Source organism: Aeromonas sp. FDAARGOS 1406 (assembly GCF_019048565.1).
Taxonomy (GTDB): domain Bacteria; phylum Pseudomonadota; class Gammaproteobacteria; order Enterobacterales; family Aeromonadaceae; genus Aeromonas; species Aeromonas caviae.
Genome location: NZ_CP077378.1, coordinates 2,227,904 through 2,246,115 on the forward strand (window position 1 = coordinate 2,227,904; position 18,212 = coordinate 2,246,115).

Sequence of the window (18,212 nt, forward strand, 5' to 3'; positions counted from 1 at the left end):
GAGTAACGCTTTACCAGCGCCGGGAATTTAACAGACGAATATGTCAGCAGATGGCACCGGGACTCATTTTTATGAAGCCCGGCACAAAAATAGCCTCATGAGGCCAATATAGCACCCAATGCCAGCTTGGCCGCCAGCACCAGCATGATGAGACCTACAACAAGATCAATGGCTTGCTGCACCCGGCCCCGGGCAAGCCAGGGGGAGAGTGCCGCCGCCCCGAACGCCAGTCCGTAGAACCAGACCAGAGAAGCCAGCATGGCCCCCGCCGCGAAGGCAGGTCTGAGCTCCTCGGCAAACTGGCTGCCGAAGGAGCCAAGCAACATCAGGGTATCCAGGTAGACGTGGGGATTGAGCAGGGTCACTCCGAGGGTCATGGCCAGCACGCTCTTGACCCCCATCAACCGGGGCGAGTCCGCCAGGGCCGCCTCCTGGCCGCGCCAGGCACTGCGCAGGGAACGGATACCGAACCAGCCGAGGAAGAGCACGCCGCCCCAGGTCAGCAGTGCCAGGCCGATCGGGCTGGCTGCCAGCAGGTTGGCCCCGCCGAACACCCCGATGCCGATCAGCACGAGGTCGCACAGGCAGCAGAGGGTCGCCGTCAGCAGGTGGTGGTTGCGGTGAATGCCCCGGCTCAGCACGAAGGCATTCTGGGCCCCGATGGGGATGATCATGGCAAGGCCGAGGGTAAAGCCTTGCAGGGTGGTGGCGAACATGGGGATGCGTTCCTGTGAAAGAGAGAAACGCACTATAAGGGGGCGCGGGCAATCAGAGAAATTCATTCATTTTCTGATGCATTCATAAAACTGATGAAAACCGGGCCGAAACCACACAAAGAAGGTTGTCAATTGCAGGATCTGACAATTGTGGGGTCACAGCCCCGCCCCGAGAATCGGCGGCAGGATGGGACGGCGCAGGACAGCGGTGATGGCGACAGAGGGGATGCCGGGCGACGAGCCGGTGCCGCCGGGCCTGTATTCACTGCAACAGGGAGGGGAAGTTGGTGACCACCACCTGCTCCAGGTTCGGCAGCAGGATGCCGCTGCTCACCCCCTTGGCGATGGCCTGGTAGCGGTTCATCGACCCCGTCTTGCGGGTGACCTGATTGAGGTGGTAGTTCACGGTGCGCTCCGTGATGCCGAGGATGCAGGCGATCTCCCCCGATGTCTTCCCTTCGCTGGCCCAGAACAGGCACTCGGTCTCCCGCTCCGTCAGGGGCTCCTGGGGATCGTCCTCCCTCATGCTCTGGCGCACGATCCGGATCGCCGCCTCGAAGATGTAGTTGGACATCCAGGAGAGGATGGGCGAGGACTCCAGCATCAGATCACTCGATGCCCGCTCCCGGGTGATGAAAGAGAGTATGCCGTTCTCCCCCGCCGCCCCGTGCAGCGGGAACGAGATGCCGTTGCGCAACCCGAATTCCGCCGCCAGCCCCATCACATCCATGCTCCCCTCTTGCAGGAAGCGCGCCTTCTCGTCCAGCCGGTTCCAGTAGATGGGCAGGGTCTGCCTGCGGGCGAGCTGGATGATGGGATCGCAGGCCAGCATGTTGTTCAGGGTGTAGGCCTGTACCCAGGAGTCGGGGCACTGGTTGAACAGCACCACCTTGGGCCTTTGCATCGACATGGGCAGGATGAGGGCGAAGCGGTAGTAGTCGTAGCCCATTCCCAGGGTGAAGCGGCCGATGAGCTCGGACAGCCGGTTGCCATCGGTCACCAGCGTGAAATGTTCCAGGTACTCAAGCAGTTGGTCGCGTGTCATAGGCAAGCCTCCCCTGGCCAAGGCCTTGGATTATAGCGCCTAACCATGAAATGGAGAGACATGAATGCTTGTTTTCAAAGGAAAATTGAAAGAACACCCCAGATGGGAGGTCGAAAACGAGCTCTACCGATTTCGCAACCGCGTCTTCTCCGATCGACTCGGTTGGGACGTGGAATCCCGCCGTGGCCTGGAGCGGGACAACTTCGACAAGCCCGACACCCACTGGGTGCTGATTGAAGACAAGCAGGGGTTGTGCGGCTGCATCCGTCTGCTCAGTTGCGCCCAGGATTACATGCTGCCCAGCATCTTCCCCACCGCCCTCGCTGGCGAAGCCCCGCCGCGCGGCAACGACGTGTGGGAGCTGACCCGCCTCGCCATCGACGCCGACCGGGCCCCTCGCCTGGAGAACGGCATCAGCGAACTCACCTGCGTCATCTTCCGCGAGGTGCTGGCCTTCGCCAGGGAGCAGGGGATCCGCGAGCTGGTGGCCGTGGTCAGCCTGCCGGTGGAGCGCATCTTCCGTCGCCTCGGCCTGCCCATCGAACGCCTCGGCCATCGCCAGGCGGTGGATCTAGGGGCCGTGCGCGGGGTCGGTATCCGCTTCCACCTGGACGAGCGTTTCGACCGCGCCGTCCATCGCCCCCTGCAGGGCCATTACCGGCCGGCGGGGGATGCTCTGCTCGCCGTCATCTGAGCAAAAAAAGTCCCGGGACCGGCCCGGGATTCAAGACGCTCGCTATGGTCCGTTTCCACCCCATGCAAAAACGGACCGGGTGAGTATCTTATGAATCTCATGTCAGGACTACTGTCACATCTCACAGGGGCGGCCCCGGAGACGGGCCCCCTTCATGGGGGCGGTCAGGTTGTCCTCTGGCGCGCCCTTGAGTAGCATTCTTGCTGAACTCCCTCTTTTCATAAGGAATGCTGATGAAGACGCTGGACTACAAGCTGCTGCTGGCCCTGGACGCGGTGATCCGGGAGCAAAACTTCGAGCGCGCCGCCCAGCGCCTGCACATCACCCAGTCCGCCATCTCCCAGCGCATCAAGCAGCTGGAGCAGCAGTTTGCGGAGCCGCTCATCATCCGCAGCCAGCCGCTGCAGGCCACGGGGCTCGGCCAGAAGCTGCTGGCCCACTATCGCCAGGTGCGCCAGCTGGAGCTGGAGCTGGCCGGCGAACTCTCCCCCGACGAGCCCAGGGCCCCCATCCGGGTCAGCATCGCCGTCAATGCCGACAGCCTGGCTACCTGGTTTCTGCCCGCCCTGGCGCCACTGCTGGAGCAATACCCCATCGAGCTGAACCTGCTGGTGGATGACGAGAGCCGCACCCTGGACCGGGTGCGCGAGGGGCAGGCGTTCGGCGCCGTCAGCCTGCAACCCCAGCCGCTGGCGGGCTGCTGCGTCGACGAACTCGGCGAGATGCGCTATCTGCTTACCGCCAGCCCCGCCTTCGTCGCCCGCCACTTCCCGAACGGCCTCACGGCGGCGGCCCTGGCCAAGGCGCCGGCGGTGGCCTTCGATCAGCGCGACGACATGCACATCAGCTACATGGCCCGTCATTTCGCCCTCCCCCCCGGTGGCTACCCCTGCCACACGGTGCGATCCTCCGAGGCCTTCGTCGCCATGGCGGAGCAGGGGCTGGCCTGCTGCCTCATCCCGGAATTGCAGATCCGCCAGCAACTGGAAGAGGGGCGCCTGCTCGATCTCAACCCGGATCACCACCTGGTCGAGCAGCTCTACTGGCACCGCTGGGTGCTGGAGCGGGGGCTGCACAAGCAGATATCCCAGCGCCTGATCCAGCAGGGGCGACGGGCACTGCAACCCCGTTGAGGGGGCCATTCACCTTGGCTTTGGGGGGGTAAAAACGTATAGTGCTGGGCGATTAACCATCAGGTCTCCACTCAGGTTCCCCATTTATGTTCCAAGACAATCCGCTGCTGGCCCAGCTCAAGCAACAAATCCGCGAAAACATCCCCAAGAAAGAGGGTGTGATCCGCGCCTCCGATCGGGGCTTCGGCTTCCTGGAGGTCGATGAGAAGACCAGCTATTTCGTGCCGCCTCCCTACATGAAGAAGGTGATGCACGGTGACCGGGTGAGCGCCCTGATCCGCACTGAAAAAGAGAAAGAGGTGGCCGAGCCGGATGCCCTGCTGGAGCAGGCCGTCACCCGCTTCGTCGGCCGAGTGAAGATGTTCCGCGACCGCCTCAACGTGGTGCCCGACCACCCCCTCATCAAGGACGCCATCAAGGCCCGCGCCAAGAAGGGTCTGGACGAGAAATCCTTCAAGGAAGGGGACTGGGTGGTGGCGACCCTCAAGCGCCATGCCCTGGTGGACGGCAACTTCTCCGCCGAGATCACCCAGCTCATCGCCACCCAGGAAGATCACAACGTGCCCTGGTGGGTGGTGCTCGCGCGCCACAACCTGGCCCAGATTGAACCGGCGGACCTGCCGGAGTGGAAGGTGATCGAAGAGGAAGAGCTGCCCCGCCGGGATCTGACCCAGGTTCCCTTCTTCACCATCGACGGTGCCAAGACCAAGGACATGGACGATGCCCTGGCCATCACCAAGCTGGAGAACGGCTGGGAGCTGCTGGTAGCCATCGCCGACCCGACCGCCTATGTGGCCGAGGGGAGCGAGCTGGACAAGGAGGCCGCCCAGCGCGCCTTCACCGTCTACATGCCGGGGCGCAACGTGCCCATGATCCCGCGCACCCTCTCCGACGAGCTCTGCTCCCTGAAAGAGGGCGAGGAGCGCAACACCCTGTGCGCCCGTCTGCTCATCGCCGAGGACGGCCTGCTGCTGGAGGAGACCGAGTTCTTCGCCGCCCGCATCAATTCCCATGCCCGTCTCAGCTATGACGACGTCTCCGACTGGGCCGAGCACGGCAAAGCGCTGGATATCGACGCCGGCGTCCTGGCCCAGCTGCCCCTGATGAAGGCGATGACGGAGGCCCGCATCAAGTGGCGCACCGAGCATGCCCTGGTGTTCCCGGACAGACCCGACTACGACTTCGAGCTGGGTGAAGACGGCGAAGTGCTGGCCATCCACGTGGAGCCGCGCCGCATCGCCAACCGCATGGTGGAAGAGTCGATGATCGCCGCCAACATCTGCGCCGGCCGCGTGCTGGGCAAAGAGGTCGGCTACGGCATCTTCAACGTCCACACCGGCTTTGACGAGGAGTCCCTGGACGGCGCCATCGAGCTGCTCAAGACCGCCGAGGCCCCGTTCGAGAAGGAAGAGATCGCCAGCCTCTCCGGCTTCTGCGCCCTGCGACGCTGGATAGACAACCTGGACACCCGCTGGCTGGACGGCAAGATCCGCCGCTTCCAGAGCTATGCCCTGATGTCCGCCGAACCGGGTGCCCACTACGGCCTGGGTCTGGATGCCTACGCCACCTGGACCTCCCCCATCCGCAAATACGGCGACATGGTCAACCATCGCCTGCTCAAGGCGGTCATCGCCGGCAAGACCCCGGGTGAGCGCCCCAGCCTGGAGCTGACCGAGCACTTGACCGCCTGCCGCCGCCTGCACCGCATGGTGGAGCGCGACATCGGCGACTGGCTCTATGTGCGCTACCTCAAGGCCGATGCGGGCACCGACAAGGTGTTCAACGCCGAGATCATCGACGTGATGCGCGCCGGCCTCAAGCTGCGCCTGCAGGAGAACGGCGCCGTGGTCTTCATGCCCGCCCGCCATATCCTGGACAACAAGGATCGGCTGGAGTGCAACTGGGACAACGGCCGCGTCTATCTGGACAAGACCGAGGTGGTCTACGAGCTCGGCCAGATCATCGAGGTCAAACTGACCGAAGCGGTGGAAGAGACCCGCTCCCTCATCGCCAAGCCGGCAGTGGATCTGGTGCCGGGTCCGGCGCCGGTGGCCCCGACCAGCGAGGCCGATGCCGCGCCTGCCGACGAGGCCCCCAAGGCGCAGTGATCCCCCTGCTTGTCTGCTCTGCAAAAGCCCGCATCCTGCGCAATGCTGTTCACTTAAGCGGAGCCGCATTGCGATTTACCGGAAAACGGGTCTTTGATATCTTCACCGCCCTGGGTCTCGATGGCCTGGGGCGTTTTTCTATGAACATGACGCCTATGCAGCCCCGCAACTCCGCCAACCTCCGTGGCGTATGGGCTGGCGATAACGCGCCCGCCATCACTGCCATCTGGTTCGCGATGAACTGACAGGCAAACTTAAAGCTCACCTCATTGGGCGCTCGCTGATGGGCTACGGCGGCCTGGCTGGCCTCCCGCCTGACCAGATTGTATCCAAGCAGCAATCCCCACAGCTCCTGATAGACCAAGTCCACTTTCTTGCTTCTCAGCGTGATGGCGTTGTGCTGCATCGCGCTTTTGATATCCCGGTATCCCAGCTCGATTTCCCAGCGCTCGTGGTACAGGGTCGCCACCTGAGCTGCACTGAATCGCGCCACGGGCAGGGAGGTAAAGACCGTTTTCTCCTTGCCTGCCACCTCATAGGTCACTGCGCGAACTTGCCAGTGTGTCGGCAACGCCGGGTTTTTCTTGCTAGCCTGAGGCGAGACCGTCATTTGCAACAGACGGTCACCGTCGCCATAGCGCTCAAGTTCCGTGTATACCAGCCCCTTGCGTTCCGGGATGAGCCAGTGACGGTCGGTGTCTTCGGCCTGAATACGCAGCAACAGGTCGGCACCGAAGAAGCCTTTATCCAGCAGGGTCACTGACTTGTCCGGCAATGAGTGAATGAACTCGCTGGCCAGGGGGATTTCCCCTTTGCGGTACGGGCTGATGGCCGCGTTGGCAATGACATGCGAGCGGACATTCATGAGCGTGACCAACCGCAGCATCGGGTAGGGTGTCTGCCGGTTGGTTGAGGTGTTACCCGAGCCGAAATGTGCTCTGAGTTCAGGCATATCCTGGGTTCGGAACAGGGCCCCATCGATGGCAAAGACCTGTAAACCGTGCCAATGGTCTTCAGGATAACGTTCCCGCCCCCACACATCGGCGCACTGTTTGAACAGCCACTCGAGCGGCTGTTTGCCGAGTCGCTGACGGGCCTGAGACAGGGCACTGTCCGCGAGCAAGGCATCATTGGCCAACCCTTCTGCACAGATGTTGAGGCGCCGAGCGACCTCGGAGATGGGCTCATTGCGGAAAAAGGCCATCCCCACGACGAGCCACAAGACCATATCAGAAGGTAAGCGGCGTCGGCGGATAGTGGCCTTTTCAGACAAGGCGGCAGCGGCAGTAATCCATTCGTCGGGAATATGGTCGGCAAAAATGGCCAGCCGAGCCAGCATGTCGCCAGATGCCTCAACAACATCGTTCAGATCGTTTGCAATAGACATAAAAAATCCGGAACTAGTGATTGGTTCCGGATTGTCCTACAGCAGAAGGATCGGTCAATGGATCCTTAACTGATCAGCATTGCGCATCCTGCGGGCTTTTTTTATGGCTGCGCTCCGCGGGCAGACGGGATGGGAGACCCGCTCGCAGGCCCCTGCCTGCGTCGCGACCGGCAGGGAGGATCGAGACGGGAGCGGATCAGGATCCGCCCCCCGGGCGTCACAAGAGGCCCTTTCAGAACCGATCCTCTCGGGGGAAAAACTGAAAGTGGGTTACAAAATAAATGATTCATTGGTGATTAACGATGAACTGCGGCATATCCATCGTTATTCCTTGCAAATACGAGGCGACAAACCATGACTCATTTGAGTGCAAAATTTGGTTTTGTGACAACAGTCACGTTGACACCGCATTTTCGCAAACCACAAAACGAGACATCAATCACAAAAAATTGACACCCAGAAGCGAGAAGATCGAAATGTAGCCGAAATACAGCGACTAACTGTGATCTTCATCACTATATCGGGAGGGGGGAGGTCGGGGTATTTGAGACCCAGGTCACAAGACACCCCGTTTTCAGCCTAATTTGATCACAAGCTGGTAGATTGAAGTTGCTTAGACGACTGGGATGGGAGTTCGGCAAAACTCGTCATCCCGACTACCACTTTTAATCACACAGGCTTAAAACGGGGTCCCGACATGTTATCACCGGATACCAAAGTCAAGATACAGAATTTTGGACGCTTCCTGTCCAATATGGTCATGCCCAACATAGGCGCCTTCATCGCCTGGGGCTTCATCACCGCCCTCTTCATCCCCACTGGCTGGCTGCCCAATGAAACCTTGGCCAAGCTGGTTGGTCCCATGATCACCTACCTGCTGCCGCTGCTCATCGGCTATACCGGCGGCAAGCTGATCGGGGGTGACCGGGGGGCCGTGGTCGGTGCTATCACCACCATGGGCGTCATCGTGGGGACCGACATCCCCATGTTCATGGGCGCCATGATGGTCGGCCCGCTGGGTGGCTGGGCCATCAAGCGCTTCGACAAGGCGATGGAAGGTCGCGTCAAGAGCGGCTTCGAGATGCTGGTGAACAACTTCTCCGCCGGCATCATCGGCATGTTGCTCGCCATTCTCGCCTTCTTCGTCATCGGTCCCTTCGTCAAGGTGCTCTCCGGCGTGCTGGCGAGCGGTGTCGGCTTCCTGGTGGACAACCACATGCTGCCCCTCACCTCCATCTTCGTCGAGCCGGCCAAGATCCTGTTCCTGAACAACGCCATCAACCACGGCATCTTCTCGCCGCTCGGGATCCAGCAAGCCACCGAACAGGGCCGATCCATCTTCTTCCTGATTGAAGCGAACCCGGGTCCGGGCATGGGTGTGCTGCTGGCCTACATGGTGTTCGGCCGTGGTGCCGCCAAGCAGTCCGCTGCCGGTGCGTCCATCATCCACTTCTTCGGCGGCATCCACGAAATCTACTTCCCGTACGTGCTGATGAACCCGCGCCTCATCCTGGCGGTGATCGCAGGCGGCATGACCGGGGTCTTCACCCTGACCCTGTTCAACGCCGGTCTGGTCTCCCCCGCCTCCCCGGGCTCCATCTTCGCCGTGCTGCTGATGACGCCGAAAGCCTCCCTCATCGGAGTGTTGCTCTCCATCGTCGCCTCCGCCACCGTCTCCTTCCTGGTCGCTGCCGTGTTCGTCCGTGCCCAGCAGCCGGAAGCCGACGAGGCCGATGCCCTGGGTGAAGCCACCCGCAAGATGAAAGCCATGAAGGGTGCCAAGCCCGAGACCACCGCCGCCAAGAAGCCGGAAACCGAGCTGACCGCAGTGCGCAACATCGTCGTCGCCTGCGATGCGGGCATGGGCTCCAGCGCCATGGGCGCCGGCATGCTGCGCAAGCGGGTGCAGGCCGCCGGTCTCGACATCAGCGTCACCAACCGTGCCATCAACAACCTGGACGATCAGGTGGATCTGGTCATCACCCACAAGGATCTCACCGACCGTGCCCGTCGCCATGCGCCGCATGCACAGCACATTTCGCTGACCAACTTCCTCGACAACGCCCTCTATCAGGAGCTGGTGCAGAACCTCAGCCTGGCCAACGCGGCCAACGATGACGTCGCCAACCCGCAACTGCTGGTGGCGGCCAACGACGACAGCTACGATCCGCAGGAGCCGGAAGTCTTCACCCTGAGCCTGCAGGACGTGCACCTGGGCCTCAAGGCCGAGAGCAAGGAAGCGGCCATCGTGACCGCCGGCAAGCTGCTGGCGGAGCGGGGCTACGTGGCGCCCGACTACGTCGACGCCATGCTGGAGCGCGAACAGCTGGTCTCCACCTACCTCGGCGAATCCATCGCCGTGCCCCACGGCACCATCGCCGCCAAGGAGCACGTGAAGCGTACCGGCATCGTCATCTGCCAGTACCCGGCCGGAGTCGCCTTCGGCGAGGGCGCCGATGAGGTAGCGCGCCTGGTCATCGGCATTGCCGCCCGCAACGATGAACACATACAGGTCATAACCCGCCTGACCAATGCACTGGATGAGCCCGGTCTCGTCGACCGTCTGGCCAGCACCCAGGATCCCCAGGAGTTCCTGGATCTGCTGGGGGCCGAGCAGGCCGCGTAATCATCCGTCATCGTCTTTGGTTGTAGAGGTTAATATCATGAAAACATTGCATTTTGGTGCCGGTAACATCGGTCGGGGCTTCATCGGCAAACTGCTGGCTGACGCCAGCCATCAGGTCACCTTCGCCGACGTCAACGAGACCCTGATCGACCAGCTCAACCACCGCCAGGAGTACAAGGTGCACGTGGTGGGCACGGATCAGAAGCTGGACGTGGTGCGCAACGTTGCCGCCGTCAGCTCCGCCGGACACGAGGTGATCGCCCGTATCATCACCGCCGATCTGGTCACCACGGCGGTCGGCCCCAACATCCTGGACAAGATTGCCAGCACCCTGGCCAAGGGGCTGCAGGCCCGCTTCGATGCTGGCAACCTGACTCCCCTCAACGTCATCGCCTGCGAGAACATGGTGCGCGGCACCAGCCACCTCAAGGAGGAGGTACTCAAGTACCTGCCGGTCGCGTATCATGCCACCCTCGAGCAGTGCGTCGGCTTCGTCGACTCGGCGGTGGATCGCATCGTTCCGCCCGCCGCGGCGAACGACGATCCCCTGGAGGTGACGGTGGAGAGCTTCAGCGAGTGGATCGTCGATCGGACCCAGTTCAAGGGGGAGATGCCCCAGGTAGCGGGCATGGAGCCCACCGACAACCTGATGGCCTTCGTCGAGCGCAAGCTGTTCACCCTCAACACCGGCCACATCGTCACCGCCTATCTCGGCAAGCTCAGGGGATATCGCACCGTGCGCGAGGCGATCGAGGATCCGCTGATCCGCAGCAAGGTGCGCCGCGCCATGGAGGAGAGCGGGGCCGTGCTGGTGAAACGCTACGGCTTCGACCCGCGCCTGCACGCCGCCTACATCGAGAAGATCCTCTCCCGCTTCGCCAACCCCTATCTGGTGGACGAGATTGACCGGGTCGGTCGCCAGCCGCTGCGCAAGCTGGCGGCGGGGGACAGGCTGGTGAAGCCGCTGCTCGGCACCCTGGAGTACGGCCTGCCGAGCGATCACCTGCAGGAGGGCATCGCCGCCGCACTGCATTACCGCAATGAGGACGATCCCCAGGCGGTGGAGCTGCAGGCCATGCTGGCGGAACTTGGTCCGGCACGAACCCTGGCCCGCGTCACCGGCCTGGATGAGCACAGCGATGTGGTACGCACCATCGTCGCCCGTTACAACAACTTGAAGTGACCTGATGGGGTGGCGTCACACCGCCCGTGACGGACCCCGTACGATACAAACTGGGGGAGGGCCTGCTCTCCCCCTGTCAGCCGGACCCGAAGCACTTATGACCACACACCAGGAAGATGAAGTACTGGAGCGACTGAACGAGCAGGATGGCCCCCGCGGCTTCTTTCTCGAGGTCGTGACCATCCTGGAAGAGGCGGTCGACTCCCTGATGCGGCGAGCCTTTCGTCAGGAGGAGTATGCCGTCAAATACGCCATCGAACCCCTGCTCAACCAGAGCGGCCCCCTCGGCCAGCTGGAGGTGCGCCTCAAGCTCATCTTCGCCCTCGGCCTCATCTCCCTCGAGCGCTATCAGGATCTCGAGGCGTACCTGAAGATCCGCGACTTTCTGGTACGCGACCCCAAGGATTACCGCTTCAGCGACAAGCCGGTCCGCGATCTGCTCGAGCGCCTGAATGCCATCCAGCAGGGCAGCATGATGCCGCAGGATCCCCCGGCCAACGAGGAGGACTGGCCCCTCTACCAGATGCAGCTCAACCGGCTCGATCAGATGGTGCGCTCCGCCCTAGTGCTGGCGGTGACCGATTGCGTCACCGAACTCCACAAAGAGAGCCCCATCTGATCTGAGCGGCTCTCCCCTGCACGCCTGGCGGGTGTCATCTTGCCCCCCTTCCCCGCTACACTAGGTCCAACCCCATCACCTGTACGAGGTTGGCATGATTGCTCTCTCCCTCGCCGGAATAGCCCTCATCTCCCTGCTCGCCCAATGGCTTGCCTGGTCCGTGCGCGTTCCCGCCATTTTGTTCCTGTTGCTGAGCGGCCTATTGCTCGGCCCGGTGACCGGTCTGCTCGATCCCGATCAGTTGCTGGGGGATCTGCTGTTTCCCCTGGTTTCCCTCTCGGTCGCCATCATCCTGTTTGAAGGGGCGCTGACCCTGCACCTGACCGAACTCAAGGGGATCGGCAAGGTGGTACGCAACCTCTGCTCCACCGGCATGGTGACCAGCTTTGCCGTCATCGGCGCCGCCAGCTACTTCCTGCTTGGGCTGGACTGGCGGGTCGCCATGGTGCTCGGCGCCGTGCTGGTAGTGACCGGCCCCACGGTGATCGCCCCCATGCTCAACGTGATCCGCCCGGTCCGGGAGGTGGACAAGATCCTGCGCTGGGAGGGGATCGTCATCGACCCCATCGGCGCCCTGTTCGCGGTACTGGTGTTCGAGGCGGTGCGCCTCGGCAGCCAGGGGGATCTGGTCGGTCATACCCTGCTGGCCCTGGCCAAGACGGTGGGAGTGGGGTCGCTCATCGGGGTCGGTGCCGGCTGGCTCACCACCCTGCTCATCCGCAAGGACTGGCTGCCGGTCAGCCTGCACAAGTTCGGGGTACTGGCGCTGGTGCTGGTGACCTTCACCCTGTCTGACTGGCTCAGTCACGAATCCGGCCTGCTGGCGGTGACGGTGTTCGGCATCTGGCTCGCCAACCAGGACGGGCTGGATCTGGAGGAGGTGCTGGCCTTCAAGGAGGATCTCGCCGTCATTCTCATCTCCTCCCTCTTCATCCTGCTGGCGGCCCGCCTCGATCTGGCCCAGCTCTGGCAGCTCGGCCCCATGGTGCTGGCCCTGCTGTGCGTGGTGCAGTTCGTGGCCCGCCCGCTCTGCATCCTGGTCTCGACCCGGGGGTCGGACCTGCCCTGGCGCGCCCGCGCCCTGCTCGCCTGGATAGCCCCCCGGGGCATAGTGGCGGCGGCGGTCAGCGCCTCCTTCGCCATCAGCATGCACGAGGCCGGCATCGAGGATGCCGACAAGCTGGTGCCCCTGGTGTTTGCGGTCATCATCTTCACCGTGGTGCTGCAGAGCCTGACGGCCACGCCATTGGCCAGATTGCTCGACATGCGCCAGAGCGCCCCCAATGTCTGGCTGCTCATCGGCGCCAACTCGGTGGCCCGGGCCATCGGCAAGGCGCTGGCGGACCAGGGGATCCCGGTGCAGCTCTCCGATCCTGCCTGGGAGCACTGCAAGCTGGCCCGCATGAGCGGCCTGCCCTGCTACTTCGGCAACCCCCAGTCGGAGCACGCCGAACGGCACCTGCCCCTCACCAGCATCAGCACCGTGCTGGCGCTCTCTCCAAGCCGCCACAACAACGCCCTCGGGGTGCTGCACTTCGCCCACCTCTACGGGGAGGAGAAGGTCCACTCCCTGCGTTCCAGCGAACAGCACGGCAAGGCCAACCGGGAGAGCGCCACCTTCCGTGCCCGCCAGAACCTGTTCGGTGCCGACATCAACTTCGCCAGGCTGAGCGGCCTGCTGAGCCGGGGCGGGCAGATCAAGGCGACCCGCCTGAGCGACACCTTCGACTGGGACCAGTATCAGGATGCCAATCCCGGCGCCATTCCTCTGTTCGTGCTGGATGCCAAGGCCAGACCCAGGGTGGTCACCGGCCCTGTCACGCCGCTGCCCGGGGAGCTGCTGATCGCCCTGCAGCCACCCCGGGAGGGGGCGACGGTGCCCTGATCCGATGACGGCGCCACCGGGAAGGAGAACTAGACTTGAGGGTGGCGCCATGAGTCATAGGAGGATGTCATGACAGTCAGTGAATTGCGCGCGCTTCACCAGCAGCACAGGTTCAAGGAGGCGGAGATCATGCACGACATCGTCTCCCCCGGCTGGATCGTGGAGTTCAGGGGGCAGGACGGCCACCTCTACGTGATGACGGACACCCTGGGGTGCCCCATGAGTTTCTCGTCCACCGAGGAGGCACGGGACCACATCCACCTGGTGGCCGACTGCCCCGTCCAGGTCGAGCACCTCTACCGCTTCTTCGAACGCTGAACAGCCATCGAAAAAGGCTCCCGAGGGAGCCTTTTCTCATTCCGGCTGCGTAGGCTCAGCCTCCTTTCCCTCCAGCCGCCTCACCGGCTTTTGCAGAATAAGGTTGGCCGGATAGGTGACCAGATCGCCGTTGTCATCCCGCACCCGCACGTAGAAGAGGCCGATCTCGGTGATGATGCCGGTGACGGAGTCATCCTTGTCGAGGATGCGGATGCGATCGCCAATCTTGTAGGGGAAGGCGAAGAAGATGGTGATGCTGGCGGTGATGTTGGAGAGGATCGACCACTGGGCCACCATGGCGACCCCCAGTACCGCGAAGAAGGAGGAGGCAAGCACCACCAGCCGGGAGAAGTCGAGCCCCCAGACCCCGGCCAGGATCAGCAGGGTGGCGCAGCCCAGCAGGAAGTGGAATACGTGCTCCACGTAGAGTACCCGGTTCTCGCTCACCTGCCGGCTCTGGCCAAGGGCCATCAGGCTCTTGTGAATGAGGCCGCGCACCAGGGTGTGCCCCAGCAACAGCAGCAGGGTCACGCCAAAAGATTCCCATGTCGTCATGTTCACTCCTTACCACCAGCGCCTGTGCTTGAGCCAGACCGCCAGTCCGGTCGCCAGCACCAACAGGAAGCCACAGAACACCCAGAAGGCGGTCGGACTCTCGGCCCCGGGGATCCCCCCCAGGTTGATGCCGAACAGGCCGGTCAGGAAGCTGGCGGGCAGGAACAGCAGCGCCATCACCGACATCTGGTAGGCACGGCGGTTGGTCGCCTCCGCCATCAGGTTGTTGATCTCGTCCGCCAGCACGGCGGTGCGCGCCACCCCGGCATCCAGATCGTCGAGCCAGCGCCGCAAGCGGTCGGCGATGTCGAGCAGGCGTCGCCTGTCATCTTCGTCCAGCCAGCTGATCTTCTCGTTGGCCAGGCGCGCCACCAGATCCCGCTGAGGGGAGAGGTAGCGACGGATCATGATGAGCTGCTTGCGGATGCGCGCAAGCCGACCGTTGGCGGGCAGGTCGCGCATCAGCACCATCTCCTCCAGATCCAGGATCTGGTCGTGCAGCTCCTCGACGAACTCCCCGGCCCGGTCGGTCAGGGCGTCGCATATCTCCACCAGCCAGTCGGCGGGTGTGTCGGCACCGCCACCCAGCGACAGCTGCTCGAACACATCTTTCTCGGAGAGCAGCGGACGACGTCGGCTGCTGATGATGAGATCCGGCGTGATGAAGATCCGCAGGGCCACCATCTCTTCAGGCCTGTGATCCTTGTTGTGGTTGATGCCGCGCAGGATCAGCAGCACCGTCTCCCCCATCCGCACCAGCTTGGGACGATTGCTCTGGCCGAGCAGGGCCTCCCGGGCCGCCTCCCCCAGCAGCGGCGTCTGCAGCAGCCAGCGCGCCGACTCCGGGTTGCCATAGTCCAGATGCAGCCAGCCGGGCTGGGCACAGGGGATCTCGCTACCTTCGGCCAGCGGGGTCATGCCCCCCTTGCCGTCCAGGGTCAGGCCATAAATCACGTCACCGGGCACCCGATCCATCTCGTCTCCTTCTCGTTTCATGTGCAGGCCCCAGCTTACACCAAAGGCGGGGACGACTCAGCCCCGGGGCAGCCGCCCCGCACCAGCCATGCTAAGATGCGCCACCCGTTCCAGACACAGGAAGCCATGCCATGCCCATCTGGGTTGATGCCGATGCCTGCCCCATCCCGGTCAAGGAGATCCTCTACCGCGCCGCCCACCGCGCCCAGGTGGTGACCACGCTAGTGGCCAACCAGGGGCTCAGAGTCCCCCCCTCCCCCTTCATCAAGACCCAGCAGGTGGAAAAGGGCTTCGATGTGGCAGATCATGTCATCGCCCAGCAGGTCAAGCCAGGCGACCTGGTGATCACCGGCGACATTCCCCTCGCCTCCTGGGTCATCGACGCCGGGGGCGAGGCGCTCAATCCCCGGGGTGAGATCTACACCCGGGAGACCATCCAGGCACGGCTCGGGATGCGCAACTTCATGGAGGAGCTGCGCTCTGCCGGCGTCCAGACCGGTGGCCCTGCGCCCTTCAACGCCGCCGACAAGCAGCGCTTCGCCAATGCGCTGGACAAGTGGCTGGTCAGGGGCAAGCTGAGCTGATCACCCTCTCCCCGGCCCACCGCCGGGGAGAGCCATTCATTTCCCTTTTCCCTTAATTCTTCCTTAATGCTCCTTGATTAGCCTTGCGACTGTTGACCCAACCACCCGCAAGGAGCAAGCAATGAAACTGACCCCCCTGTTGTTACTGATCCCCCTGTTGAGCGGTGCAGCCCTGGCCGACCCCCAATGCACCCAGGCCGACAAGAGCAAGTGGATGAGCGAAGCCGACGCCCAGCAGCAGATCAAGGCGATGGGCTACGACATCAAGAAGTTCAAGGCCACCAAGACCGGCTGCTACGAGATCTACGGCTGGGACAAGGAGAAGCGCAAGGTCGAGATCTACTTCGACCCGACCGACCTGAAAAAGGTGAAAGAAGAGATCGACGAGTAACGCCGCCCCGGCCGGTCTTCCCCCGGCCCCCACCATGGAGCCTTGCCATGACACCTGCCTCCGAAGTGAAAGTCTGGGATCCCCTCATCCGGGTGTTTCACTGGGCGACCGTCACCCTCTGCCTGCTCAACTTCTTCGTGCTGGAAGAGGGCAGCAAACCCCACAGATATGCTGGCTACGCGGTGGGCATCCTGCTCATCATCCGCCTACTGTGGGGGCTGATCGGCCCCTATTACGCCCGCTTCGGCCAGTGGTGGCCAACCCCTGCCCGGGTCCGCTACTACCTGCGCCAGCTCGCCCAGGGGCGCCACCCCTACTACCTCGGCCACAATCCGGTCGGCTCCCTGATGATCTGGCTGCTGCTGCTGTCCCTGGTCGGGACCGTCGTCACCGGCTGGCTCACCACCTGGGATGCCTTCTGGGGCGAGGAGTGGCTGGAGGAGCTGCACGGCATCATCGCCAACACCCTGATGGCCGCCGTTGGCGTCCATGCGGCAGTGGTACTCCTGACCGATCGCCTCACCCGCAGCGATTTGGTCCGCGCCATGGTGCTGGGCAAAAAGCGGGTCCCCGCCAACATCAAGGTGGAAGACCCCCGCGCTTGATGGCCGGGCTGCCGACCAGTCCCCTCCTCTGTTCACCCGCTCATCTGCCCAAAAAAATCTATGGTCACCCCCTTTTTTGCAACCTTGATTTCGGGTGTTGTGGTTGGCTTGCTTAAATCTATCCGGCGTCTTGATGGAGAATGTTCTCCGCGCCACGATGAGAATCGCGCCTGACTGTCCTAAAAAGACCCTCGGCCTAGAAAGCCTATTCTTTTACCAGGTTATCAGTCAGGCCGGTATGCCGTTCACGTCATCCAATATCACAGTCGCAAAACCAGGTGGGTGTGTCAGTACAAAAGTAAATAGGGGCGCGTCAGGTTGGCATTGCCCGAAATTCGGTATGCCGTGCCGCCAGCGCCCAAGCCGTGCGGGCCAACTTGTTGGCTAGTGCACAAGCCACAACATTCGAATGTCGCCGAGTCAACATAGACCTGACCCAATCAGCCAATCGTCCCGTTTGCCGCTCTAGCCGTTGCATATAGGCTCGTGCACATTGCACCAACAATCGTCTAAGATTTTTGTCGCCACGCTTGCTGATACCCTTCAGGTTTGCCCGGCCCCCAGTACTGTACTGGCGTGGCACCAATCCGACTGACGCCGCGAAATCACGACTACATCGATAGTGTTTTCCGTCACCGAGCTCGGCGGCCAACACGCTGGCAGTGATCGGGCCGACACCAGGGATTGTCATCAGACGCTGACCAAGATCGTCATCGCCAAGCTGGCTGGCCAGTTCCTTGTCGATCTCGGCAATTTGCTGCTCCAGATACTTGAAATGGGCATGCAGCCTCTCCAACATGGTAATCAGTCGCGCTGGTAACTCGTGTTCAGCCATCACAGAAGGCAGGCGCTTGATGGCGGCATGACCGACGGGCAGACTGATGCCAAATTCGAGTAAAAAGCCGTGTATCTGGTTCGATGCCTTAACCCGATCGCGCACAAACGATTCGCGCACACGATGCAGTGCTCCCAACGTTTGCTGGCTTTCGGTCTTGGGCGTTACAAACCGCATGGAGGGACGGCAGGCGGCCTCGCAAATAGCTTCAGCATCGATGAAGTCGTTCTTGTTGCTCTTGACGAATGGGCGCACGAATTGAGGCGAAATGAGCTTACTCTCATGCCCAAATTCAGCCAGCCGACGAGCCATGTAATGGGCTCCGGCACATGCCTCCATGACGATGGTGCATACAGGAAAAGTTGCGAGGGATTCGATGAGCTTTGTCCGGTTGAACTTCTTGCGAAGAAGAGCCTTGCCGAACCGGTCTTGACAGTGAATGTGAAAAGAGTGTTTACCGAGATCAATACCAATAAGCGCAACGTTTTCCATGATGGCCTCTCCTGAAAGAAAAACACCCTGTCAGCGTACCGCTCACAGGGTGGGGGTGACC

General features: G+C 62.5%; 17 protein-coding genes. 11 read left to right on the top strand and 6 right to left on the bottom strand.

Going from position 1 to position 18,212, the window contains the following annotated elements; genetic code table 11:
• Positions 1-95 precede the first annotated feature (95 nt).
• Both lysE and I6L36_RS10490 read right to left on the bottom strand, forming a co-directional pair.
• On the bottom strand, positions 96-716 hold the full coding sequence (lysE, locus tag I6L36_RS10485) for an L-lysine exporter (RefSeq protein ID WP_042864503.1): 621 nt from the start codon (positions 714-716) through the stop codon (positions 96-98).
• 262 nt (positions 717-978) lie between these two features.
• On the bottom strand, positions 979-1,761 hold the full coding sequence (locus I6L36_RS10490; RefSeq protein ID WP_010672766.1) for a LuxR family transcriptional regulator: 783 nt from the start codon (positions 1,759-1,761) through the stop codon (positions 979-981).
• Positions 1,762-1,825: 64 nt separating this feature from the next.
• Between I6L36_RS10490 and I6L36_RS10495 the strand changes: the two genes are divergently transcribed.
• The 3 genes from I6L36_RS10495 to I6L36_RS10505 all read left to right on the top strand — a co-directional run bounded on the left by I6L36_RS10495 (position 1,826) and on the right by I6L36_RS10505 (position 5,696).
• On the top strand, positions 1,826-2,455 hold the full coding sequence (locus I6L36_RS10495; protein WP_029313613.1) for an acyl-homoserine-lactone synthase: 630 nt from the start codon (positions 1,826-1,828) through the stop codon (positions 2,453-2,455).
• Positions 2,456-2,688: 233 nt separating this feature from the next.
• Positions 2,689-3,588 carry a LysR family transcriptional regulator ArgP gene (locus I6L36_RS10500; protein ID WP_010672764.1) on the top strand — a complete coding sequence of 300 codons (900 nt, stop codon included), beginning with the start codon at positions 2,689-2,691 and terminating at the stop codon, positions 3,586-3,588.
• 86 nt (positions 3,589-3,674) lie between these two features.
• On the top strand, positions 3,675-5,696 hold the full coding sequence (locus tag I6L36_RS10505; RefSeq protein ID WP_049637234.1) for an exoribonuclease II: 2,022 nt from the start codon (positions 3,675-3,677) through the stop codon (positions 5,694-5,696).
• 49 nt (positions 5,697-5,745) lie between these two features.
• Here I6L36_RS10505 and I6L36_RS10510 read toward each other — a convergent pair whose 3' ends face one another.
• The gene (locus I6L36_RS10510; protein WP_041205620.1) at positions 5,746-7,083 is read right to left on the bottom strand and encodes an IS4-like element ISAeme15 family transposase; all 1,338 of its coding nucleotides are present in this window, start codon (positions 7,081-7,083) and stop codon (positions 5,746-5,748) included.
• 697 nt (positions 7,084-7,780) lie between these two features.
• On the opposite strand from I6L36_RS10510, the gene I6L36_RS10515 reads away from it, so the two are divergent.
• The 5 genes from I6L36_RS10515 to I6L36_RS10535 all read left to right on the top strand — a co-directional run bounded on the left by I6L36_RS10515 (position 7,781) and on the right by I6L36_RS10535 (position 13,714).
• Entirely contained in the window at positions 7,781-9,709 is a 1,929-nt protein-coding gene (locus I6L36_RS10515) for a PTS mannitol transporter subunit IICBA (RefSeq protein ID WP_052815686.1), read from the top strand.
• A 37-nt stretch (positions 9,710-9,746) separates the two neighbouring features.
• Entirely contained in the window at positions 9,747-10,892 is a 1,146-nt protein-coding gene (locus I6L36_RS10520; protein ID WP_010672760.1) for a mannitol-1-phosphate 5-dehydrogenase, read from the top strand.
• Between the two features lie 97 nt (positions 10,893-10,989).
• Positions 10,990-11,511, top strand: a complete 522-nt coding sequence (locus tag I6L36_RS10525) for an MltR family transcriptional regulator (protein WP_010672759.1) — start codon at positions 10,990-10,992, stop codon at positions 11,509-11,511.
• Between the two features lie 94 nt (positions 11,512-11,605).
• Positions 11,606-13,396: a sodium:proton antiporter gene (locus tag I6L36_RS10530; RefSeq protein WP_109112374.1), complete on the top strand. Its 1,791-nt coding sequence runs from the start codon at positions 11,606-11,608 to the stop codon at positions 13,394-13,396.
• 69 nt (positions 13,397-13,465) lie between these two features.
• Positions 13,466-13,714: a hypothetical protein gene (locus tag I6L36_RS10535; protein ID WP_010672757.1), complete on the top strand. Its 249-nt coding sequence runs from the start codon at positions 13,466-13,468 to the stop codon at positions 13,712-13,714.
• 36 nt (positions 13,715-13,750) lie between these two features.
• On the opposite strand, the gene I6L36_RS10540 is transcribed toward I6L36_RS10535, so the two are convergent.
• On the bottom strand, positions 13,751-14,269 hold the full coding sequence (locus I6L36_RS10540; protein WP_052815684.1) for a mechanosensitive ion channel domain-containing protein: 519 nt from the start codon (positions 14,267-14,269) through the stop codon (positions 13,751-13,753).
• 9 nt (positions 14,270-14,278) lie between these two features.
• Positions 14,279-15,244 carry a zinc transporter ZntB gene (zntB, locus tag I6L36_RS10545; RefSeq protein WP_174213885.1) on the bottom strand — a complete coding sequence of 322 codons (966 nt, stop codon included), beginning with the start codon at positions 15,242-15,244 and terminating at the stop codon, positions 14,279-14,281.
• A gap of 131 nt (positions 15,245-15,375) precedes the next feature.
• On the opposite strand from zntB, the gene I6L36_RS10550 reads away from it, so the two are divergent.
• From I6L36_RS10550 to I6L36_RS10560, 3 genes are all read left to right on the top strand, one after another.
• Positions 15,376-15,828 (top strand): YaiI/YqxD family protein, encoded by a 453-nt coding sequence (locus I6L36_RS10550; protein WP_039039769.1) that lies wholly within the window; start codon positions 15,376-15,378, stop codon positions 15,826-15,828.
• A 121-nt stretch (positions 15,829-15,949) separates the two neighbouring features.
• Positions 15,950-16,219, top strand: coding sequence for a PepSY domain-containing protein (locus I6L36_RS10555; RefSeq protein ID WP_010672753.1), 270 nt, complete (start codon positions 15,950-15,952; stop codon positions 16,217-16,219).
• Between the two features lie 47 nt (positions 16,220-16,266).
• Entirely contained in the window at positions 16,267-16,824 is a 558-nt protein-coding gene (locus I6L36_RS10560) for a cytochrome b/b6 domain-containing protein (RefSeq protein ID WP_103259422.1), read from the top strand.
• Between the two features lie 313 nt (positions 16,825-17,137).
• On the opposite strand, the gene I6L36_RS10565 is transcribed toward I6L36_RS10560, so the two are convergent.
• Positions 17,138-18,151, bottom strand: a complete 1,014-nt coding sequence (locus tag I6L36_RS10565; RefSeq protein ID WP_052815087.1) for an IS110-like element ISAeca3 family transposase — start codon at positions 18,149-18,151, stop codon at positions 17,138-17,140.
• Between the last annotated feature and the right edge of the window lie 61 nt (positions 18,152-18,212).